This is a genomic window from Ghiorsea bivora (assembly GCF_000744415.1).
Classification (GTDB): domain Bacteria; phylum Pseudomonadota; class Zetaproteobacteria; order Mariprofundales; family Mariprofundaceae; genus Ghiorsea; species Ghiorsea bivora.
Map to the genome: position 1 here is coordinate 56586 of NZ_JQLW01000007.1, position 20381 is coordinate 76966.

Here is a 20381-nt window from a genome sequence, read left to right on the forward strand (position 1 = left end):
CCTATGTTACTTCATCAGACAAAAGAACTAGCGTTGGATATATTATATGCTGATGAATACTTGGTTGCAGTGCATAAACCTTCGGGTTTGTTGGTGCATCGCTCCATGATTGATAAACATGAGACCCGCTTTGCCCTGCAAATGGTGCGCAATCAGGTCGGGCAACATGTTTACCCTGTGCACCGCTTGGATAAACCGACATCGGGTGTGCTTTTGTTTGCTTTAAACCCTGACACCGCCAAACAAGTGGGTGAACAGTTTGCAGCACACACCATTGAAAAGACTTACCTTGCCGTAGTACGCGGTTTCACGGATGAAAGCGGTATCATCGATTATGCCCTCAAAGAAGAATTGGATAAAAAAAGCGACAAACAAGCCAAGCAGGATAAAGCGCCACAAGATGCGGTAACACATTATCAGCGGCTTGCCACGGTTGAGCTTGATGAGCCAGTAGGGCGTTATAATACTTCAAGGTATAGTCTGGTTCGTTTAACACCAAAAACAGGGAGAAAACATCAATTGCGGCGGCATTTTAAACATATCTTTCATCCCATCGTGGGCGATACTACGCATGGTGATGGCAAACATAATCAGATGTTTAGAGATAAGATGAACTGTCATCGCTTGCTGCTGGCTGCAACATCTCTAAGCTTTGAGCATCCTGTATCCTATGAGAAGATATGTATTGAAGCGGGTTTGGATGATGTTTTTACAAGCGTGCTTCAGCGTTTGCGTTGGTCGGATAAGGTTTAAGGAGAGACACACATGGCACGAGCATTAAAAATCTTTATGCGTGGTAAAAGTATTAGCCAACTGCAATCGGTGTTGCAGCGCATGGGTTATGAGATTAAAGACCAAAAGGCATTGTTTGGTGTGGATACCCGCGACGCGGTCAAAAGCTTTCAAAAGCAGCAGGGTTTAAAACCAACAGGTATTGTGGATGAGGCATTGATGAAACAAATGTCAGGCGGTGCGCCAGCGCCTGCGGATGATGAAAGACCAAGCAAAAGTAAGATGATGCCAAGCAACCAAAAAGAGTTGGATGCTTTGGTGCGTTTGCTCACCGCTAAAGGTGTGTTCAGCCAAGAAGAATGGGATAAAGAAAAGAACAAAGTGACACCGAGCAGTTTGATTTAAACATGTTACGCCCTGCCTTTATGAAACAGCTTGCTGACCATTTATTAGCAGGGGAATCTGTCAATTTATACGCACCACACGGGAGAGGACGGCGGCAAACATTGGAAGATATGTTGCCACTGTTAGCGGGTGTTCAAGTGCAGAAAATTGACCTTAAACGTGAGCAAAATAAGTGGGGTAGTTGGTTCAAAGAAACTTTAACTTTATCAGGGCAAGTTATTGTTATAATTCATAATATTGAATATGTAACCCAAGCACAAAAAGCCGCATTATCAAGATTGAAGGTATTCACTTTATTATGTGTATCCGAGCTACCTATGGGTGATAAAGATATGCTTGAAGTAGAAATTCCTGAGTTGGTTTGAATGTGTGCCTCAATTCGTCATTCCCGCGTAGGTCTTTATGAAACAACGTAAAATTATTCATGTCGATATGGATGCCTTTTTCGCATCCGTTGAGCAGCGGGATAATCCTGAATACCGTGGTAAACCGCTGATTGTGGGTGGCAAACCCAATTCAAGAGGTGTGGTAGCGGCGTGTAGCTATGAAGCGCGTAAGTTTGGCATTCATTCCGCCATGCCATGCTCGCAAGCCTATCGCCTTTGTCCGCAAGCCATCTTTGTGCCTGTGCGTTTTGAAGCTTATCGGGAAGCATCGGCAAAGATTCGTGAGGTGTTTTGGCGTTATGCAGCGCAAGTGGAACCTTTATCCTTGGATGAAGCATATTTAGACGTGAGCTACACCGCCGCATTTGATGGTATCGCCACCAAGATTGCCCAAGCCATCAAAGCCGAGATTAAGCAGGATACAGGTTTAACTGCATCGGCAGGCGTGTCCTACAATAAATTCTTAGCCAAAATCGCATCGGATATGGATAAACCCGATGGTTTATATGTCATCACACCCAAGCAGGGCGCAGCTTTTGTGCAAGCCTTAGCCATAGAGAAGTTCTACGGTGTTGGCCCAGCCACAGCCAAAAAGATGAAAGCTTTAGGCATACACACAGGTGCAGACCTCAAAACATGGGTTTTGGACGACTTAAAGCCGCATTTCGGCAAGTCTGCTGCGTATTACTACAACATCGCCAGAGGCGTTGATGAAAGGGCAGTCAAAAGCTTTAGAGAATGCAAATCGTTGGGTAAAGAAACCACTTTTGCCCAAGATATTAAGGATGTGGATGTGTTGCTTGGTCACTTCAAAGCGTTGGCAGCACTTGTGTTTCAGGGTTTGAACAAACACAAGCTGCAAGGTAAAACCATCACCATCAAAGTAAAATACGCTGATTTTAAACAGGTCACCCGCAGTAAAACAGAGCCAAACATCATCAGCCAAACCCAAGCCTTAACACTTATCCCTAAACTGCTGGCAAATACCCAAGCAGGCATCAAACCTGTACGGCTAGTGGGGTTTACGGTGAGTGGGTTTAACCAACAAGGTGAAGGAGCTAAGCAGGCTGATGTGCAGTTGGGTTTAGGCGTTTAACGTTACTTATCTTTTGGGTAAGCGGCCTTCCCAATAATATGGTTTTCGGCTGTGATGCATAATGGTTACCGCATAAATCGTGTTTGGCGTTAAGTGATAAATGATAGAGAAAGGGAACTTATTCAATAAAAACCTACGAAAATACTGTTGAAATTTAGGCCAAGTATGAGGCATTGCTTCAATAGTTTCATAAGCAGCTCCAATTCATTGAGAAAATCATCACCCAATCCTTGAGCCTGCTCTTGATATCAGTCGTATGAAGCTTTCACTTCATGCGCAATATCAGGATGAAAAAGAAGCTTAGGCATTATTGCGTAATATTCGTTTTAATTTCACTCCAAGGTACGCCTTGTGTTTCTCCCGATTCAAGCTGAGCAAGCCGCTTTTGTGCCAACTCGCCCCATGCGTTATCCACATTGTCATCATGTTTGGTTTCTAGCGAAGAAATAAGGCAGTGCGCTACCAAGGCTTTTTCATCGGAGGAAAGGGTTTCGATATGTTGAATCACTTGTTTGAGTTGAGCGGACATATTGAACCTCCAGTGTGTAAGTTTGAACAAGGCTTATCTGATAGGAAAAGTAGGAGGCTGTCAAATATCATCATTGAAACTGAGATAGGATATTATCAACATGGTTATAATCAATGGTAATGGGTTTGAATCGACCATTTTCTTCTAACACAAGGCTTGGGAAACTATACACACCCAAGCTTTGGCTCTTTTGGATGTTCTCTTGTAACGCCTGTTGGGTGGCGGGGCTGTTCAGTGTTTGTGCGAAGACAGCTGTGTCCAAACCAATGGATGCAGCGCATTCGATTAACACATCATCATCCGATGGGTTTAAGGCATTCAGATAATACGCCTGCTGAATGGCGAATATCATGGTATCCTCTTTATTGGGGTTGATGGCTTTGGCAGCAAGCACTGCGCGGCAAGCAGGGTATGTGGAGCGGCGAGGTGTGTTGTTTGTCCAGAAACCGAAGTTGAACTGGGAGTTGGGTACTTTGATTTGAATGGTGCGCCAATGCTTTTGAATCATGGCTTGCGTGGCTTTGTCCATGGGTTCGCTTGAATCAGGGGCAAGACCGCCGACAAGGTATTTTACATCTATATCATCAGGCAGCTTGTTTAAAAGCTCGGTGAATACGGGGCGAAATGCCCAACACCATGAACACATGGGGTCGTGGATGTAGTATAAGGTTGCCATTATTCTATGCCGTCATACCCGCGTAGGCGGGTATCCACCAAGGCATCAGTATAAATGGATGAATTTCTCTTACGGTCGTTGCTTCGCTCCCGCCTTCGCGGGAGTGACGAACGTTTGAAGTTCATCAAAGCGTCATCTTTACATCGGGGTGAGCATTGAGTTCGCTGTAAAGTTTATCAAGCTGCTCACGGCTATCGGCAGTGAAAGTAATGGTCAGTGCAAGATATTTACCTGTTTTGCTGGGTTTGGACTGTACCGCAGCTTCACCAAGCTTGGGTACATGTTTGCGCACAATGATCACGATGTCATTTTCAAAAGAGTCATTGTTTGTACCCATTACTTTGAGTGGAAAATGGCATGGAAATTCCATGCATAATTCTGCATTGGGTTCTTGTTCTACACTCATGATTTATACTTTTCTTTTTGCCAAACTGCGTTTGATGTCGTTAATCGCTTTGGTGGGATTCAATTCTTTAGGGCATGCTTCCATGCAATTCATGATTTGATGGCAGCGATACAGTTTAAATGAATCTTCTAAATCATCCAAGCGTTCGCCAGCGGCATCATCACGTGAATCTTTGAGCCAGCGGTTGGCTTGTAATAATGCAGCAGGGCCTAAGAACCTATCACCACTCCACCACCAAGAAGGGCAGGACGTGGTGCAACAACCGCAAAGTATACATTCGTAGCTTCCATCAAGCTCTGCGCGCTCCTCGGGGCTTTGCAGGCGTTCATGCTCTGGTCTTGGGGTATTGGATTGTAACCAAGGTTTGACTTGTTTGTATTGGTCGAAGAAGTGCGTGGTATCGACCACCAAATCACGTATCACATCCATACTTGGCAATGGGCGCACTTGAATGGGTTGTTTCAAACCTTCAATAGGGGTGATACAACCCAAGCCGTTCACACCATTGATGTTCAAACCATCCGAACCACACACGCCTTCACCGCATGAGCGGCGATAGGTGAGCGAACCATCGAGGTTCCATTTGATATAGTTGAGCGCATCCAAAAGCTTCATGCCTTGTTTTTCCACAGGCACTTCAAAGCTTTGCATATAAGGCTTGTTATCGACTTCGGGGTTGTAGCGGTAGATGTTTAATTGGATTGTTTTCATTGAACACCCCCCATCCTAGCCTTCGCCCCTCGAAGGGAGAAGGAGTAGTAGTGTTTCAAAAAGATGACGATGTGCATTAGTAAACCCGCTTCTTGGGTGGGAAACTTTCCACTGTCATTGGAACTGTTCGCACAGGTTTATAATTAACTTCTACAGTATCACCTTGAACGGTTGCCAGAGAGTGTTTCATCCATATTTTATCATCGCGATCTGGATAATCATCACGGGCATGTGCACCACGTGATTCTTTGCGTGCAGCGGCACTGGCAGCTGTGGCGCGGGCAAGGCTCATCAAGTTTTCCAGCTCTAGTGCTTCAACCAATTCAGTGTTAAAGACACGGTTTTTATCTTGAATATGTGTATCGACCATGCGTTTGCTTAAAGCTTCAATGGATGCAACACCTTCTTGCATTACTTCTTCGGTGCGATAAACACTGAAATGGGTCTGCATCATGTCTTGCATTTCTGCTCGAATTTCGGCGATATTACTTTCAGCTTTATCGCTGTTAAGCCATCGTTCCACGCGCTCTACACCTGTTTGCCAAGCATCAGGGCTGATGGTTTTATGGTAACGATGTTCTTTAAGCCATTTCATAACACGTAAACCACATGCTCTGCCAAACACCACAATTTCGAGCAATGAATTGCCGCCCAAACGGTTTGCGCCATGTACTGATGTGCATGCGGCTTCACCAATGGCAAATAAACCTGCGACCTTATTTTCTTCATCACCATTTTGGGTGACCACTTCGGTATGGCGGTTAGTGGGTATACCACCCATGGTATAGTGGGCTGTCGGTTGTACGGGAATAGGTTCTTTGGTGCAATCTACACCTGCAAATCTTAGTGCTAACTCATGTATATTGGGGAGTTTTTTTAGAATACTTTCTTCACCCAAATGGTCTAATTTAAGTAAAACGAAATCTTTGTTGGGACCACAGCCTCGACCCTCACGGATTTCCAAGGCAATGGCGCGGCTGACCACATCACGACTTGCTAAATCTTTGGCTGTAGGTGCATAACGCTCCATAAAGCGTTCGCCTTCGCTGTTGAGTAAATAACCGCCTTCACCGCGAACTGCTTCAGAAATCAATGGCCCTACATGGGCAATGCCTGTAGGGTGGAATTGGAAAAATTCCATGTCTTCAATCGGTAAACCTGCATCAAGGCATAATGCACCGCCATCACCTGTACAGATATGGGCATTGGTGGTGGTTTTAAATATTCTTCCTGCACCACCCGTGGCTAGAATCACAGCCTTGGCTTGAAACAAATGGTATTCACCTTTGCTTATATCCCAAGCCATCACACCATGACATGCCCCATCTTCCATAATCAGATTCAAAGCAAAAAACTCCTCATAAAAATGGGTGCCAACGCGGATATTTTGTTGATACATGGTATGTAAAATCGCATGACCTGTGCGGTCTGCTGCGGCACAAGTGCGCTTGGCTTGCCCTCCCTCGCCAAACTCTCGAGATTGACCGCCAAATGCACGTTGATAAATTTTACCATCATCATTACGAGAAAAGGGCACACCTTGATGCTCGAGCTCTTTCACCAGTTGCGGGGCTGCGCGGCACATATATTCAATCGCGTCTTGGTCGCCCAGATAATCTGAGCCTTTGACCGTGTCATACATATGCCAATGCCAATGGTCGGATACAATATTACCCAAAGCTGCATTCATGCCACCTTGGGCTGCTACGGTATGCGAGCGGGTGGGCAACACCTTAGACACCACTGCCACACGGTATCCCGCTTCAGCCAGTTGCAATGCGCAACGCATACCCGCGCCACCTGCACCAATAATCACTACATCATGATGATGATGTTCAACTTTATCCGTGGATAAATATGCCATAATTACGCTCCACAGGGTATGCAGCCGAAGGTGTACACCAGCTCAGCCCAGATGTGATAGGTCATATACGCAGCAAAGCCAAGCAGGCTGATGAATAAAATATTCAGCACTACGATGCGTTGACCTGTGGTATGTATATAATCTTCGATGATAACTTTGAGACCTGTCCAGATATGGGTAAGCAACGCAAATAAAAATAGGGTGCTTATGCTTTTGCTGATAGGGAGAGTTAGCCAAGTATAGAGTTGCGAGAAAGCAATGTTTCCATTGTAAGTGAGCAGTAATAAAAGCATTAATGCGGGGATAGATAAAAGCAATACTACCGCACTGATGCGCTGCCAATACCAATCATGGAAGCCAGTTTGCGCTGCACCCAAATCTTTGTTCATATTTTCACCGCCAAAACAATGGCTACAAGGACTGTACTCCATACCACCAACTTGGCAGACAGTCGCATGGCTTGTCTGGAATTGGTTTTACCAATATCCAATAATAAAAAGCGAATGCCATTAAAAAAATGATAAAATAGGGCAACACATGTTAGCCATAAAAGAAAAGTGCCAGTGCTGCTTTGCAGCCAACTTACCCCAACTATATAAGCAATGTTATTGTGTGCCATGGTAAGCAGTAGCCAAAAAGCGGCAGGAATTACCAACACAAGGAATAAACCACTTGCGCGATGTGCCAAGCTGGCAATCATCGTTAATCGCCAGCGATAAATGCTCAGGCGAGGGCTCAGAGGGGGCTGTTGTTTATTCATTTCCATAGAGAAGACACATTATACGCCTTGGTCGAAAAAATCACAAGAGGGTTTTACAGTCAAGATTGTGTTAAACCTTTTAGGTCGGGTAAATTATTGGCGAATTCTTCAAAACTTTTATTTTTGGTGAGTGATTGAACAACAATATCTAGCGGTTTTGCAAAGCGTTGAGAGAAGTCGATTTCACCAGAATAAACTGTATCAAAAGCCAATTGTTCTTGATGTGGTATAAACTGCGTATCAACATCTTTTTTGTTTCCGCGCGCATCAATACGATACCAATCAAAATCAGGTAAAAACACAGCATTAAAACCATGTAAAGAGAATGGCGGTTTTCCTACTTCAATGGTTAATCTTTGGTAACAAAGTGCTGTAGGAATATGATTTGCGCGAAGCAGGGCTGCCAGTAAGAGGCTTTTGGCAAAGCAGTAGCCTGTTTCATGCTGTAAAATATCTGAGGCTTTACAGGTGACAGGGTTTAATTGGTCGTCCCAACTATGTTTTATATTATTACGTACAAATTCAAAGCAGGTTTTGGTTATATCTTGATGGTTAGATAAATCTTGGGCAAGTTCTTTTGCTTTATTTAATATATTAGGTGTTTGCCAATCAATATATTCACTTGCTTCTAAATATGCTTTCATGACTCAATACTTTTACAAAGCTCTTGCAGCTTTTCTAAATGCTGTGGGAAGAAATGTCCTGCACCTTGCACTTCATACCATTGCAAGGGGGTGCCCGATGCCTTGAGCTTTTGGGCAAAGGTTTTGGATTGTGCAAACGGCACAATTTCATCAGTTGTGCCTTGGATGATGGTGACAGGGCGTGTTTCGCCCAACATAAAGTCAAATGACCAAAGGTTTACCGCAGGAGCAACGGCGAGCATTTTTTTAATTCTAGTGTCCTTCCTTGCGGCTTTTAGCCCTGCATAAGTGCCGAAGGAAAAACCTGCTAAATAAAGCGGGCTTTTAGGGGTCTTTTGTTCCAGCCAATCAATCATGGCGGTCACATCATTGACTTCACCCACGCCTTCATCCCATTGCCCTTCGCTTTTTTCCACGCCACGAAAGTTAAAGCGCAACACAGAATAACCCATATCCTCAAACGCTCTACCCATCCAATATACCACTTTATTGCGCATCGTGCCGCCATAGACGGGGTGAGGATGGCAAACCACAATCGCGGGTTTACCCGTTTCACCTTGATGATATAAAGCTTCAATTTGCCCCACAGGACCTTGCAGCAAAAGTTTTTCGGGGCGGTGTTCAGTCATAGTTCAGCGTACACCGCTTCATCAAAACCAACAATGATTTTATCACCAACCACCAACACAGGACGTTTAATCATGGATGGATACACGCACATCAATTGAATGGCTTTATCTTGGTTGATGACTTCTTTGTCATCAGGGCTTAATTTTCGCCATGTTGTGCCACGCTGATTTAATAGGGTTTTCCAACCCACTTGGCTGCACCATGATTCAAGTGTGCCTGCATCAATGCCATCTTTTTTGTAGTTGTGAAATTCAAAGTCTAAACCTTTGGCTGCAAGTGCATCCTTGGCTTTTTTGATGGTGTTGCAATTGGGTATACCATACATTTTTATCATGTTTCTATCCTCACAAACCTAGCGTTTATATCTTGTTCATCTAATGAAATATGAATGTGTTTGGTGTGTCTCGGCAGTAGCTCAGGGGCGCGTTCACTCCACTCAATCAAGGTGAGCCACGGCGGACTAAAAAACTCATCCACACCAAGGTTTGCCACATCAAAAGCATCTTCCAAACGATACCAATCCATATGTGCGATTTTTAAGCCGTTAGCCGCATCATATTCCTGTATAATGGCAAAAGTAGGGCTGGGCAATGCTTCATCTGTCACACCCAAGGCGCGCATCATGGCTCGTGCCAAAAAGCTTTTGCCTGCCCCCAAATTGCCATGCAATGCAAAACAATCGCCAGCTTGCACATCTGCTGCCAACTGCTTTGCCAAGGCAACCATGGCTGCTTCATTTTGAATATGTTGTGTCAAAAGAAAAGTTCCTTATCTAAATTGTGAATTGCCAATACTTTATCCCATGCGCGGCGTACAGGGTAGTTTTTGCGATAACTGGAAAACCATGCCTTAAAGTTGTCCGATTTGCCTGCTTGTTTCATGGCTTGCGTGTCCGCATCGATGGGGTACATGGCAAGTGCCAGCTCGGACTTGCTCATGTTTGCTGAAAGTGCGCCAACCGCAATATCAGGTAATGCTGCTTGCATACTCCAAGTGGGTGATATTTGAAGAAAGTCGCATAAGTCTTTGTAAATAAAATAAGTGTTGGCTGCTTTTCCGTCTAACGAATGCCCTGCGATATGTGGGGTGGCAATCAATACTTGGGCATGGTTAAGCAAGTCCAAATAGATATTAGGCTCATTCTCCCAACAGTCGAGCACTGCAAAACGTTCAACATCTTGATTCAGCCAATCCAGCAATGCTTGATTATCAATACACGCACCGCGCCCTGCATTGATAATGCCTTTGCCCTTAAATTGGCTTAGTTTATCTGCATCAAGCAAGTGATGGGTGGCATGTTCACCATCATGGGTGAGTGGGGTGTGCAGGGTTAAAATATCGGCTGTTTCCAACGCATCATCAAGGCTTGTATTTAAACCTCTAGGCGGGTCATTTAACAAGGTTTCTAAGCCCAGCTTGCCACATGCTTGGTTTAATAATGAACCAATGCGACCCACGCCAATAATGCCAAGTTTATCTTTTGAAAACGATAGTTTACCCATGTTTTCTAAAGTGAAAAATACAGTCAGCATGTATTCTACTACCGATTGGGTGGAGCTGCCTGCTGCTGAGGTAAAGGTGATGGCTTGGGATTGTAGATAAAGCTTGTCCACATGGTCATCACCAATGGTTGCTGTGCCCACAAAACGAACAGGAGAATTGTGCAATAAAGCTTCATCAATTTGAATGCCAGAGCGCGTAAGCAATACATCCGCTGTGTTTAATTGCGAAGCATCGATTTGTTGCAATGGTAATGTGCGCAGCGAGATGTTCAAGCCTTCCAATGTTTGAAAGGCATCATTCACGCCCCAGATATTACTATCTGCGATAATGGTTAATGGCGTGGTCATGCCTGTTTAGTAAAGGCGTTTACGTGCTTTTTCAGCAAGTTTATGAGTTGGGTACTGGCGTATTAATTGTAAATAATAATTTTGTGCATCTTTACGGTTGTTCATTTTCTTTTCAGTGAAGTCTGCCAAGTCATACAATGCACGCGGTGCGGCTTCGCTTTTACTGAAGTCTTTGACCACTTGTTGTAAAATTTGTGTGTATAAATTATTGTCTTTTAATTTTTTGCGCGCAATTTTTGCGGCATCTTTTAAAGCTTTTACAGCTTCTTTTTCATAATTAGGAAACATTTTCGCCAGTTTTCTTAGGCTTTGTACCGCAGAAAAGGGGTCTTTAAGTTTTCCCTCTTGTAGGTCTGCTGCTGTTTGCAGTGCCCAAAGTGACATTTCATCTTTGGGGAAAAGTTGGACAATTTTATTTAAGCTTTGCACTGCACCTGCATAATCTTTTTGATGTTTCATTTGAATCAAAGCAAGGTTTTTGTATGCGCGTTTCACCAATGTATGACGTGGATATTCACGAATAAGCTTTTTGTAATTAGTCACTGCCTCATCATATTGTTTCAATTCTTTTTGTTGCAGATCTGCCGTGGCTAACAAAGCTTCAGCGCGGTATGCGCTGTTGGGGTATAAGGTGAGCAGTTTTTCAAAAGCAAATACACCACTTTTGGCTGATGTTGTTGCAATATTATGTGCGTATAAAATTTGTACTTCATCAACATAAGGATAGTTGGGGAAACGTGAAAGGAATTGGATTTGTAAATCAGCCAAAGCATTATCTAGATTTTTGTCATCAATTTTATAAAGCTGCTTGATAAGACTTAACAAACGAGAGGTTTTTTCACCTTTGATTTTATGGTTGATGATAGCTGTGATTTCCTTCGTATAGTCATCCCAATCTTTTTCGATTAAAATAAGCAGGCGCTGTTTGGCACTGATAGCGGTTTCTGATTGAGGGTATTCATACAAAACTTGTAACCATGTAACGGCTGCTTTTTCTTCTTCATCTTGGTTTAATAGGATGCGACCTTTGAGAAATAAAGCATCAGCAGCAATGGGTAAGTGGTTGTATTGGTTAAGAAATAAATCAATATCTTGTAATAAGGTATCATTTAACTCAGAGCTGGATGAAAAGAACGAACGTTTGTGTGCTGAGGCTTCAAAGTGGTTGCGGATAAGGTTTAAATGTAAAATGGATACTTCTTTTTCAGATAAAGAAGGCCTTTTTATATTGGAACCCGCTTGTGCCCATATGGGTGATAAAGTTAAAGTTAAAACTGTGATGAACATCCATACATTTTTCATGTTATTTTACCCCTTGGTTGTTGGTAATGTTAAAATTTCAGCACCGTCTTTACGAACAGCAATGGTGTGTTCAAATTGTGCGGATAAACCTCGGTCACGGGTAACCACAGTCCACCCATCGTTGAGCACTTTTACGGGGTGTTTGCCTACGTTTACCATGGGTTCAATGGTAAAGACCATGCCTTCCTTAATCACCATGCCTTCACCCTGTTTGCCAAAGTGAACCACTTGTGGATCTTCATGGAAAACACGACCAATGCCATGCCCACAATACTCCCTAACCACACTAAATCTGTTCTTTTCAACAAAGCTTTGAATAGCATAGCCTATATCACCCAATGTTGCACCTGGTTTGACCACATCAATGCCGATTTGTAAGGCTTCACGGGCAACTTCAGTCAATTTTTGGGCGCGAACTTTGGGTTTGCCTACATAAAATGTTTTGCTGGTATCGCCATGCCAACCATCAATAATGGTGGTGACATCCACATTGATAATATCGCCATCTTTCAGCTTTTTCTTATCAGGAATGCCGTGGCAAACCACATGATTGACTGATGTACATACCGACTTGGGAAAACCGCGATAGTTGAGCGGGGCAGGGATACCACCTTGTTTTAGTGTGTAATCGTGGACAAGTTGGTTGATTTCATCGGTGGTAATACCGGGTTTGATATAGGGCTCTATCATCACCAAAGTATTGGCAGCAACTTGACATGCTGGGCGCATGGCTTCGATTTCTGCTGCAGTTTTTAATTGAACCATGGTTGTTCCCCTGTATCGTAAGGCTTGATTGATGATGAAGTGGGGAGAAGCTTACATGCGAATCTATCTTGTTCAACACGCTTTGGCTTTGGATGAAGCGCAAGACCCCAAACGTGGTGTATCTACGCAGGGGTGTGAAGATGTTGTACGCACTGCAGGCTTTTTGAGTTTGTTTGTGCAGCCGCAACCAAAATTTGTGTTTCATAGTGGTAAGTTAAGAGCCAAACAAACGGCTGAAATGTTTGCCGAAGCTTGGCATTTGAAGGGTGAAACCATGCAAGCCGATGACTTATCGCCCAATGCCGATGCACAAGTATGGGCAGCGAAGTTAAACGCGATGTCTGATGATGTGTTAATCGTTGGGCATTTGCCGCACCTGCCAAGGCTTGCTTCATTGTTGCTTTGTAAGTATATGGATAAACAACCTATCCGCTTTCAAAATGCGGGTGTTGTTTGCTTAGAAAAAACAGATGATGCTTGGCAATGCATTTTTCATATCAACCCGAATATGTATTATAGAGAAGGTGATAATGCCGCATAGAGTTCGTAATTTAAACAACCCTTTTGATAGGTTGGATAGCCTGATGAATATTCTGCGCGTGGAATGCGATTGGGATAAAAAACAAACCCTGCAATCCCTACGCAAATACACCTTGGAAGAGACGCATGAAGTGTTGGAAGCCGTGGAAAAAGCCATTGAAACCGATGAATGGGATGACTTAAAAGGTGAGCTTGGCGATGTTCTGATTCAAATTGCTTTTTATGCTGTGATTGCCAAAGAACAAGAGAAGTTTGATTTGGCGGATGTGTTTGACACTTTGATTGAGAAGATGATTTATCGCCACCCTCACGTATTTGCTGATGCCAACCCTGATGACATCAACGAGCAGTGGGAGCAGCTTAAAGATGCGAAAAACACAGAACGTAAAAGCTTGATGGATGGTGTTCCGCCGCTTCCTGCCTTGAGTTATGCCGCTAAACAACAGCAACGTGCTGCAAGAGTTGGTTTTGATTGGCCTGACTTAGATGGCGTGACTGATAAAATTAAAGAAGAAGTCGCCGAGCTTGAGCATGAAATCAATGCATCTGATGGCAGTGAAGAAGCCAAGCGCAAGATTGAAGACGAGTTTGGTGATGTGTTGTTCTCACTGGTTAACTACGCTCGAAAATTGGGCGTTGACCCTGAGCAAGCTTTGATGCGCACGAACCGCAAGTTTGATAAACGCTTTAGGGGCATGGAAGCCATTGCCGAAAATCAAAACATAAAACTCAAAGATTTAAATATAGATGCGCTAGAAGATATTTATCAACAAGCCAAGGATGAACTAAAATGAGTGAAGAAAACAAAACCCAAGAGATACAAATAACCATGCCACAAGAAGTACAAAGTGGTAAATATGCCAATCAAATGTTGGTGGCACATACCCAAGAAGAATTTATCTTGGATTTCATCTTAGGCACACCACCTGCAGGTGTAGTCAATAGCCGTGTGATTGTCTCACCAGGGCATGCCAAGCGTATTGCCAATGCATTGATGGAGAATGTAGCCAAATATGAAGCCCAGTTTGGTGAAATCAAAACCGTGGCAGTGAATATGCCAGCAGGAACGACTGCGCATTAGTAAGGGCTGTATTATTTTTTCATCACAGAGAACACGAAGAACACAGAGGAAAAGTGTTTTAGCAATATGATTTATTTGTTTTTCTGCTTTTAAAGAACAATGGAACTTTTTATGACCAAGCTATCTTTGCTCTGTGTCCTTCGTGTTCTCTGTGATGAATGAAGTGCGCTTCTATTTACTGTAATGATAAATAATTGTGCAAGTACCATGTTTTGTAAGAGTAGCACTTGAAGCGCGACTGAACACCAAAGGAGTTCAGATGAAACATTTATTATTTATTGTGTTGTTGTTAAATCCTAGTGTGCTTTTTGCTGTTGAAGCCATTACTTTGCATCAAACTGCATGTCAGTTTGTTGAAGCTGAAGGTGGGGATAAAGCTTATCAAGCCAATACTTATGCTGCCTGCAAAACATTGAATGCAAAAACGGGTAAACAACGGGTGCAGAAAGCCAATGTGTTAAGGCTAAAAGAAGGTGTTTATAAAATTCGCGTGTTTAATGATGATGTGCCTTATGTATTGGGTTTTTGGTTGAGAGGGGTAGGTTTGGCTAGGTTAACGCTGCCTTCGACCTCTGGTGGCGGAATCCAAACAGGTGGGTACAAAGATTATCAGATCAAACTTAAAGCGGGTGAGTATGTGTATTCTTGCCCGTTAAACCCAACACCTGATTATAAACTTGTGGTAACACCTTAAGGTTTTAAGCGTATATATATTTACACATTGAGAAACCCTTAAACTCTAGCTATCTTCCCGCTTTAAACTGACATAAAAGGACGCAATACCATGACAAGAATGTTTAATTTCAGCGCAGGCCCTGCGATGTTACCCACTGCGGTTATCAAACGTGCGCAACAGGAAATGTTGGACTGGCATGGCTCTGGCATGTCGGTAATGGAAATGAGCCACCGTGGTAAGGAGTATATGTCCATTGCAGGCAAAGCCGAGCAAGATTTACGCGAGATTATGCTTATTCCTGATCATTATAAGATGCTTTTTTTACAAGGTGGTGCGTCTTCGCAGTTTGCGATGATTCCGCTTAATTTATTGGGTGATAAAACCAGTGCGGACTATATTAATACAGGCATGTGGTCGAAAAAAGCGATTGCAGAGGCTAAGCGATACTGTGATGTGAATGTTGCTGCTGATACATCGGAAGGTGGGTTTACAACTGTGCCTAGCCAAGATGAACTTGTATTAAATCCTGATGCTGCTTATGTGCACTATACACCCAATGAGACCATTGGTGGTGTTGAATTTGATTATATTCCTGAGACAGGCGACGTGCCATTGGTTGCAGATATGTCATCCACCATCCTTTCTCGTCCAATTGATGTGTCTAAGTTTGCTATGATTTATGCAGGTGCACAAAAAAATATTGGCCCGGCAGGCTTGTGCATTGTGATTATCCGCGAAGATTTGTTGGGCAAAGCTTCAGCCCAAACACCAGCTATGATGAACTACAAAATCCATGCTGATAATGGTTCGATGTATAATACGCCACCAACGTATAGTTGGTACATGGCGGGTTTGGTGTTTGAATGGATTCAAGCGCAAGGTGGTCTTAAAGCTATGGGTGAAATCAATGGACGTAAGGCAGCCAAACTTTATGCAGCCATTGATGATAGTGGTTTTTATGCCAACCCCGTTGCCAAACAACATCGCTCTTGGATGAATGTACCGTTTACATTGGCGAATGCAGATTTGGATGCGGTATTTTTAGAAGGTGCAGCCGAGCAAGGGTTAATCACCCTCAAAGGACATCGCTCTGTGGGCGGTATGCGCGCTAGTATTTATAATGCCATGCCAGAAGAGGGTGTGGATGCGCTGGTGGCATATATGCAATCGTTTGCAAAGCATCAAGCAGTATAAGTGCTTTGCACTTTCATCTAAGTCGTGTTTATTTCGTTTGACCTATGAGCCTAAGCTTATAGGCTTTCGCCGCAATCCGTTGCTGATTTTCTCAAACTGATGAGGTTGCATACACCACACCTATGGCTAACGGAGTATCATTGATGAAACCATCTTGCCCCAAAGTTTGGATTGCCGATAAAATGAGCGAACGTGCCATTTCGGTTTTTCAATCTCATGGCATTGAAGTGGATTATAAACCTGGGCTGTCGGTGGGTGAACAAATCAAAATTGCAGGCAACTATGATGGTATTGCCGTGCGCTCTTCAACCACACTTAAAGGTGACTTACTGGCTGCGGCAAACAATGTAAAAGTTATTGGTCGGGCGGGCATTGGTGTGGATAATATTGATGTGCAAACTTGCTCACGTCGTGGTGTGGTGGTGATGAACACGCCCTTTGGTAATACGATTACGACTGCAGAATTGGCAGTAGCACATATTGTAGCTGCGGCGCGTCAAATCCCGCAAGCGACAGCCTCAACACGGGCTGGACAATGGGAAAAGTCTAAGTTTATGGGCATGGAGCTTACGGGCAAAAAAGCGGGTGTGATTGGTGCAGGAAACATTGGCGCGATTGTATGCGACCGCCTCAAAGGTTTGCACATGTCCGTTTATGTTTATGACCCTTTTATTTCTGATGATAGAGCAGCAGCGATGGGTGTGACCAAAGTAGCAACGGTGGCAGAGCTTGCATCTTTGGTTGATGTGTTAACCATTCATGTGCCGTTGATTGATGCAACACGCCATTTGATTAATGCGGATATTTTGAAAAAGATGAAAAAGGGTTCGATTTTGGTCAACTGTGCGCGTGGCGGCATTGTGGATGAGAAGGCTTTGTATAAAGTTTGTAAATCCAAGTATTTGCGTGCTGCGGCTTTGGATGTGTATGAAAATGAACCTGCCAAAGAAAATCGTTTGTTTGAATTGGATAATGTTACATTTACGCCTCATATCGGGGCATGTAGTGATGAGGCGCAGGAGAATGTAGCTGTGCAAGTGGCTGAACAAATGTCGGACTATTTGCTTACAGGCAGTATTACTCATGCGGTGAATGTACCATCGTTGTCCGAAGAAGAAGCCAAGGCTTTGGCACCATTTATGGGGCTTGCGGCTTCATTGGGTCAGTTTATGGGGCAGGTGATGCGCCCAGGTTATGATAAAATTGTGATTCGTTTTGAAGGTAAAGTGAGTAAACTGAATCGCCCACCCATTTTGAACACGATTTTACAAGGTTTGATGTCGCATAGTATGGATGAAGTGAATGCGGTGAATGTGCAAATGTTGGTCAAAGAGCGTGGCATTGAACTTGAAGAGGTGGCGAGCGAAACATCCGACCACTTTTCCAGCTTAATGCGCTTGGAAGTGTATGGCGATGAGGGTTACCGTTGTGTATCAGGCACGGTGTTTGATGGCACCAATCCACGTTTGGTGAGCATTGATAAATGTGAGTTAGAGATGACACCGCAAGGCAGATTGTTGTTTATCGAAAACAAAGACAAACCTGGTGTGATTGCAGATATTGGCGCTACATTGGCTGCGGCAAACATTAATATTGGCGACTTCCGTCTGGGTCGCCGTGAAGATATGGACGGGGCATTGGCATTGGTATCCATTGATTCTGAACCTGCACCCGAAGTGATTGAAAAATTAGAGCGTTTAGAAAACATAACCACAGTGCGTTATGTTGCCTTGGAGGCATTGTGAGTGTATTAAAACCTATCCTTGGTCTTGAGGATGCATTTGGTGGGCGTGCGATGGCACTTCGTCGGCTGCAATTTCGTTTGTTTGAAATTTATACAGCAGCAGGTTTTTCTGAGGTGATTCCACCCTTGGTTGAACGCCCAGAAGCCTTAAGTTCAGGTGCAGGTCGTTTCCTTGCCGACCAAACCGTAGTCTTTTCTGACCCTGCGGACGCTGGTTTATTGGCGATTCGCCCTGATATGACACCGCAGATTGCACGCATTGTAGCAACCCGCTTAAGCCACGAACCTGTGCTTAAACTTCATTATACAGGGCCTGTGATGTTGGCACGCCCCGATGTGCGCACGGGTTCACGCCAGCAGTGGCAAACAGGTGTAGAATGTTTGGGTCTTGCAGGTGTAGAAGGCGATGTGGAAGTGATGCATTTGGCAGCATTATCCATGGCAGCCGCTGGTTTTGATGGTGCGATTTTGCAAGTAGGGCACATGGGATTGATTCAAGCCTTGGTTGAAGAAAGTGATACATCCTTGGAAACTTGGGTTGAATTGCTTGCGCGTCATTCTCCTGAAGATATGGCGAATTATTTAGAGACAGAGCCATTGGCTGATGTGGTGAAAGATGCTTTGATGGCTTTGGCAGCAGGGCAGGGCGATGCCGATTGGTTACGCGCACAAAAGGCGCAAATGAATGAAACATTTACGGTTGCAGCTGATGAGTTATTAAACTTGGTGGATACAGTGAATGATAAACTCTCAGGTGAAGTAAGTGTGGTGATTGATGCCGCAGTAACACCGCGTTTCTTATACCATAGTGGCATGGTGTTTACAGGGTTTGCCAATAATTCATCCCATGCTTTGTTGCATGGTGGTAGGTATGACCAAATGATGGCAGCCCACGGCAGAGATATGCCAGCCACTGGTTTTAGCTTTGACCTTTGGGCTTGGCTGGACAACACATCATACACTGATTGATAGTATCATATATTTAGTACACGTTTTAGTAATAGTTTGAAAGAATAGATAGGGATAAGACATGACAAACACAGTAGCGATTGGGATTCAATGGGGTGATGAAGGCAAGGGTAAGATTGTTGACTTGCTTGCGCCAAAAATGGATGTGGTAGCCCGTTTTCAGGGTGGACCAAATGCAGGACATACACTGGTGATTGGCGACCAAAAGACCGTTTTAAATCATATCCCATCGGGTATTTTGCATGAAAATATCCTGAGCCTGATTGGTAATGGTACAGTGGTTGACCCATTCCGCTTGGTTGAAGAGTTGGATATGTTGCTTAAAGCCGGTATTCCTGTGAATGAAAGGCTTCGCATTTCAGACCGTTGCCAGCTTATTCTTCCTTATCACCGAGCCTTGGATGCAGCCAGAGAAGCCGCCAAAGGCAAAGGTAAAATTGGTACAACAGGGCGCGGCATTGGTCCATGTTATGAAGATAAAACAGCGCGTCGTGGTATTCGCCTTGTGGATTTAATATCCGATGACTTGGATGCGCGCATTGATGAAAACCTGAAGTACGTTAACTTTATGTTGGTTGAATTTTTGGGTGCGGAAGCCGTTAAAAAAGAAGATGTAGTTGAAGCATTAGACCTAGCGCGTGAGCGTTTGTTGCCACTGGCTGCCGATGTGCCTTTGATTTTGCATGAGAACATCAAAGCAGGTAAAAACATTCTTTATGAAGGTGCGCAAGGTTCAATGTTAGACGTTGACCATGGAACTTATCCATTTGTAACTTCATCCAATACCGTTTCAGGTGCAGCCCTTGCTGGGCTTGGCGTGGGGCCAAAAGAAGTGCATGAAGTGCTTGGTATTTGTAAAGCATACACCACACGCGTGGGTGCAGGTCCATTTCCAACAGAATTATACAATGCCGATGGCATGTGCGATGACAAAAATGCAGGTAAACACATGGCAGAAAAAGGCCAAGAGTTTGGTGCAACCACAGGTCGTCCGCGTAGAACAGGTTGGTTTGATGCTGTTGTGGTACAACATGCAGTGCGCATCAATGGTGTAACAGGTTTAGCGATTACCAAACTGGATGTATTAGACGGACTTGAAGAAGTGAAATTATGTGTGGGTTATGAACGCAATGGTGAACGCCTGCAATCCATTCCAGCATGCGCCAAAGCTTTGGAAGAATGCATACCCGTGTATGAAACCTTAGCAGGTTGGTCAGACAGTACATTTGGTTTGAAAGACATCACACAACTCCCTGATGCGGCAAAAGCCTTGCTAAAACGCATTGAAGAAGTTTGTGAATGCCCAATCACGATGCTTTCAACAGGCCCCGACCGCGACCATATTTGTCATTTATAATATAACAATTGACCATTCCTGCTAGTGTAGGAATGGTGTTAATAAAAGAATTTGTGTGTTGTAT

The 20381-nt window shown here is 43.9% G+C and carries 26 protein-coding genes; 12 read left to right on the forward strand and 14 right to left on the reverse strand.

Going from position 1 to position 20381, the window contains the following annotated elements:
- Positions 1-3 precede the first annotated feature (3 nt).
- Genes truC through dinB form a run of 4 tightly spaced genes read left to right on the forward strand, consistent with a single transcriptional unit; the run spans position 4 to position 2619 of the window.
- On the forward strand, positions 4-753 hold the full coding sequence (truC, locus tag DM09_RS04705; RefSeq protein WP_038248055.1) for a tRNA pseudouridine(65) synthase TruC: 750 nt from the start codon (positions 4-6) through the stop codon (positions 751-753).
- A 12-nt stretch (positions 754-765) separates the two neighbouring features.
- Entirely contained in the window at positions 766-1137 is a 372-nt protein-coding gene (locus DM09_RS04710; RefSeq protein ID WP_038248058.1) for a peptidoglycan-binding domain-containing protein, read from the forward strand.
- A gap of 2 nt (positions 1138-1139) precedes the next feature.
- Positions 1140-1502 (forward strand): hypothetical protein, encoded by a 363-nt coding sequence (locus tag DM09_RS04715; RefSeq protein ID WP_038248061.1) that lies wholly within the window; start codon positions 1140-1142, stop codon positions 1500-1502.
- A gap of 37 nt (positions 1503-1539) precedes the next feature.
- Entirely contained in the window at positions 1540-2619 is a 1080-nt protein-coding gene (dinB, locus tag DM09_RS04720; protein WP_038248064.1) for a DNA polymerase IV, read from the forward strand.
- 307 nt (positions 2620-2926) lie between these two features.
- Here the strand turns inward: dinB and DM09_RS04725 are convergent, their stop codons facing one another.
- From DM09_RS04725 to map, 14 genes are all read right to left on the reverse strand, one after another.
- On the reverse strand, positions 2927-3148 hold the full coding sequence (locus DM09_RS04725; protein ID WP_038248066.1) for an addiction module protein: 222 nt from the start codon (positions 3146-3148) through the stop codon (positions 2927-2929).
- Between the two features lie 70 nt (positions 3149-3218).
- A complete protein-coding gene (locus DM09_RS04730; protein WP_038248068.1) occupies positions 3219-3824 on the reverse strand; it encodes a DsbA family protein in 606 nt (201 codons plus the stop codon).
- 124 nt (positions 3825-3948) lie between these two features.
- Entirely contained in the window at positions 3949-4230 is a 282-nt protein-coding gene (locus tag DM09_RS04735; RefSeq protein ID WP_081881099.1) for an HP0495 family protein, read from the reverse strand.
- A gap of 3 nt (positions 4231-4233) precedes the next feature.
- The gene (locus tag DM09_RS04740; protein WP_038248071.1) at positions 4234-4941 is read right to left on the reverse strand and encodes a succinate dehydrogenase iron-sulfur subunit; all 708 of its coding nucleotides are present in this window, start codon (positions 4939-4941) and stop codon (positions 4234-4236) included.
- Positions 4942-5017: 76 nt separating this feature from the next.
- The gene (sdhA, locus tag DM09_RS04745; RefSeq protein WP_051938159.1) at positions 5018-6805 is read right to left on the reverse strand and encodes a succinate dehydrogenase flavoprotein subunit; all 1788 of its coding nucleotides are present in this window, start codon (positions 6803-6805) and stop codon (positions 5018-5020) included.
- A 2-nt stretch (positions 6806-6807) separates the two neighbouring features.
- Positions 6808-7194 (reverse strand): succinate dehydrogenase, hydrophobic membrane anchor protein, encoded by a 387-nt coding sequence (gene sdhD, locus DM09_RS04750; RefSeq protein ID WP_051938160.1) that lies wholly within the window; start codon positions 7192-7194, stop codon positions 6808-6810.
- Positions 7191-7571, reverse strand: coding sequence for a succinate dehydrogenase, cytochrome b556 subunit (gene sdhC / locus DM09_RS04755; protein WP_232507751.1), 381 nt, complete (start codon positions 7569-7571; stop codon positions 7191-7193). The genes sdhD and sdhC overlap by 4 nt, the downstream gene beginning before the upstream one ends.
- Before the next feature lie 53 nt (positions 7572-7624).
- On the reverse strand, positions 7625-8209 hold the full coding sequence (locus DM09_RS04760; protein WP_038248073.1) for a transglutaminase-like domain-containing protein: 585 nt from the start codon (positions 8207-8209) through the stop codon (positions 7625-7627).
- The gene (locus DM09_RS04765; RefSeq protein WP_038248075.1) at positions 8206-8838 is read right to left on the reverse strand and encodes an alpha/beta hydrolase; all 633 of its coding nucleotides are present in this window, start codon (positions 8836-8838) and stop codon (positions 8206-8208) included. The genes DM09_RS04760 and DM09_RS04765 overlap by 4 nt, the downstream gene beginning before the upstream one ends.
- Entirely contained in the window at positions 8835-9173 is a 339-nt protein-coding gene (locus DM09_RS04770; RefSeq protein ID WP_038248077.1) for an arsenate reductase, read from the reverse strand. The genes DM09_RS04765 and DM09_RS04770 overlap by 4 nt, the downstream gene beginning before the upstream one ends.
- Positions 9170-9595, reverse strand: coding sequence for a tRNA (adenosine(37)-N6)-threonylcarbamoyltransferase complex ATPase subunit type 1 TsaE (gene tsaE / locus DM09_RS04775; RefSeq protein ID WP_081881101.1), 426 nt, complete (start codon positions 9593-9595; stop codon positions 9170-9172). Before tsaE ends, DM09_RS04770 begins: the two co-directional genes overlap by 4 nt.
- Positions 9592-10689, reverse strand: coding sequence for a 4-phosphoerythronate dehydrogenase (locus DM09_RS04780; protein WP_051938161.1), 1098 nt, complete (start codon positions 10687-10689; stop codon positions 9592-9594). Before DM09_RS04780 ends, tsaE begins: the two co-directional genes overlap by 4 nt.
- A gap of 6 nt (positions 10690-10695) precedes the next feature.
- Complete coding sequence (locus DM09_RS04785; RefSeq protein ID WP_038248079.1) at positions 10696-11991, reverse strand: tetratricopeptide repeat protein; 1296 nt, start codon at positions 11989-11991, stop codon at positions 10696-10698.
- A 6-nt stretch (positions 11992-11997) separates the two neighbouring features.
- Positions 11998-12756, reverse strand: a complete 759-nt coding sequence (gene map / locus DM09_RS04790) for a type I methionyl aminopeptidase (RefSeq protein ID WP_038248081.1) — start codon at positions 12754-12756, stop codon at positions 11998-12000.
- Positions 12757-12811: 55 nt separating this feature from the next.
- Between map and sixA the strand changes: the two genes are divergently transcribed.
- From sixA to DM09_RS04830, 8 genes are all read left to right on the forward strand, one after another.
- Positions 12812-13297, forward strand: a complete 486-nt coding sequence (sixA, locus tag DM09_RS04795; RefSeq protein ID WP_038248479.1) for a phosphohistidine phosphatase SixA — start codon at positions 12812-12814, stop codon at positions 13295-13297.
- The gene (gene mazG / locus DM09_RS04800) at positions 13287-14090 is read left to right on the forward strand and encodes a nucleoside triphosphate pyrophosphohydrolase (protein WP_038248084.1); all 804 of its coding nucleotides are present in this window, start codon (positions 13287-13289) and stop codon (positions 14088-14090) included. The genes sixA and mazG overlap by 11 nt, the downstream gene beginning before the upstream one ends.
- Positions 14087-14377 carry a DUF3467 domain-containing protein gene (locus tag DM09_RS04805; RefSeq protein ID WP_038248087.1) on the forward strand — a complete coding sequence of 97 codons (291 nt, stop codon included), beginning with the start codon at positions 14087-14089 and terminating at the stop codon, positions 14375-14377. Before mazG ends, DM09_RS04805 begins: the two co-directional genes overlap by 4 nt.
- Positions 14378-14636: 259 nt before the next feature.
- Positions 14637-15071: a hypothetical protein gene (locus tag DM09_RS04810; RefSeq protein WP_038248089.1), complete on the forward strand. Its 435-nt coding sequence runs from the start codon at positions 14637-14639 to the stop codon at positions 15069-15071.
- 90 nt (positions 15072-15161) lie between these two features.
- Complete coding sequence (serC, locus tag DM09_RS04815) at positions 15162-16247, forward strand: 3-phosphoserine/phosphohydroxythreonine transaminase (protein ID WP_038248091.1); 1086 nt, start codon at positions 15162-15164, stop codon at positions 16245-16247.
- Positions 16248-16390: 143 nt separating this feature from the next.
- Entirely contained in the window at positions 16391-17992 is a 1602-nt protein-coding gene (gene serA, locus DM09_RS04820; protein WP_038248093.1) for a phosphoglycerate dehydrogenase, read from the forward strand.
- On the forward strand, positions 17989-18960 hold the full coding sequence (locus tag DM09_RS04825) for an ATP phosphoribosyltransferase regulatory subunit (protein WP_038248095.1): 972 nt from the start codon (positions 17989-17991) through the stop codon (positions 18958-18960). Before serA ends, DM09_RS04825 begins: the two co-directional genes overlap by 4 nt.
- 61 nt (positions 18961-19021) lie before the next feature.
- Positions 19022-20317, forward strand: a complete 1296-nt coding sequence (locus DM09_RS04830) for an adenylosuccinate synthase (RefSeq protein ID WP_038248097.1) — start codon at positions 19022-19024, stop codon at positions 20315-20317.
- Positions 20318-20381: the final 64 nt, after the last annotated feature.

What these genes read in the sequence shown, in the direction of transcription:
- truC (WP_038248055.1), top strand. Translation starts at nt 4, where the DNA reads ATGTTACTTCATCAGACAAAAGAACTAGCGTTGGATATATTATATGCT.
- DM09_RS04710 (WP_038248058.1), top strand. Translation starts at nt 766, where the DNA reads ATGGCACGAGCATTAAAAATCTTTATGCGTGGTAAAAGTATTAGCCAA.
- DM09_RS04715 (WP_038248061.1), top strand. Translation starts at nt 1,140, where the DNA reads ATGTTACGCCCTGCCTTTATGAAACAGCTTGCTGACCATTTATTAGCA.
- dinB (WP_038248064.1), top strand. Translation starts at nt 1,540, where the DNA reads ATGAAACAACGTAAAATTATTCATGTCGATATGGATGCCTTTTTCGCA.
- DM09_RS04725 (WP_038248066.1), bottom strand. Translation starts at nt 3,148, where the DNA reads ATGTCCGCTCAACTCAAACAAGTGATTCAACATATCGAAACCCTTTCC.
- DM09_RS04730 (WP_038248068.1), bottom strand. Translation starts at nt 3,824, where the DNA reads ATGGCAACCTTATACTACATCCACGACCCCATGTGTTCATGGTGTTGG.
- DM09_RS04735 (WP_081881099.1), bottom strand. Translation starts at nt 4,230, where the DNA reads ATGAGTGTAGAACAAGAACCCAATGCAGAATTATGCATGGAATTTCCA.
- DM09_RS04740 (WP_038248071.1), bottom strand. Translation starts at nt 4,941, where the DNA reads ATGAAAACAATCCAATTAAACATCTACCGCTACAACCCCGAAGTCGAT.
- sdhA (WP_051938159.1), bottom strand. Translation starts at nt 6,805, where the DNA reads ATGGCATATTTATCCACGGATAAAGTTGAACATCATCATCATGATGTA.
- sdhD (WP_051938160.1), bottom strand. Translation starts at nt 7,194, where the DNA reads ATGAACAAAGATTTGGGTGCAGCGCAAACTGGCTTCCATGATTGGTAT.
- sdhC (WP_232507751.1), bottom strand. Translation starts at nt 7,571, where the DNA reads ATGGAAATGAATAAACAACAGCCCCCTCTGAGCCCTCGCCTGAGCATT.
- DM09_RS04760 (WP_038248073.1), bottom strand. Translation starts at nt 8,209, where the DNA reads ATGAAAGCATATTTAGAAGCAAGTGAATATATTGATTGGCAAACACCT.
- DM09_RS04765 (WP_038248075.1), bottom strand. Translation starts at nt 8,838, where the DNA reads ATGACTGAACACCGCCCCGAAAAACTTTTGCTGCAAGGTCCTGTGGGG.
- DM09_RS04770 (WP_038248077.1), bottom strand. Translation starts at nt 9,173, where the DNA reads ATGATAAAAATGTATGGTATACCCAATTGCAACACCATCAAAAAAGCC.
- DM09_RS04780 (WP_051938161.1), bottom strand. Translation starts at nt 10,689, where the DNA reads ATGACCACGCCATTAACCATTATCGCAGATAGTAATATCTGGGGCGTG.
- DM09_RS04785 (WP_038248079.1), bottom strand. Translation starts at nt 11,991, where the DNA reads ATGAAAAATGTATGGATGTTCATCACAGTTTTAACTTTAACTTTATCA.
- map (WP_038248081.1), bottom strand. Translation starts at nt 12,756, where the DNA reads ATGGTTCAATTAAAAACTGCAGCAGAAATCGAAGCCATGCGCCCAGCA.
- sixA (WP_038248479.1), top strand. Translation starts at nt 12,812, where the DNA reads ATGCGAATCTATCTTGTTCAACACGCTTTGGCTTTGGATGAAGCGCAA.
- mazG (WP_038248084.1), top strand. Translation starts at nt 13,287, where the DNA reads ATGCCGCATAGAGTTCGTAATTTAAACAACCCTTTTGATAGGTTGGAT.
- DM09_RS04805 (WP_038248087.1), top strand. Translation starts at nt 14,087, where the DNA reads ATGAGTGAAGAAAACAAAACCCAAGAGATACAAATAACCATGCCACAA.
- DM09_RS04810 (WP_038248089.1), top strand. Translation starts at nt 14,637, where the DNA reads ATGAAACATTTATTATTTATTGTGTTGTTGTTAAATCCTAGTGTGCTT.
- serC (WP_038248091.1), top strand. Translation starts at nt 15,162, where the DNA reads ATGACAAGAATGTTTAATTTCAGCGCAGGCCCTGCGATGTTACCCACT.
- serA (WP_038248093.1), top strand. Translation starts at nt 16,391, where the DNA reads ATGAAACCATCTTGCCCCAAAGTTTGGATTGCCGATAAAATGAGCGAA.
- DM09_RS04830 (WP_038248097.1), top strand. Translation starts at nt 19,022, where the DNA reads ATGACAAACACAGTAGCGATTGGGATTCAATGGGGTGATGAAGGCAAG.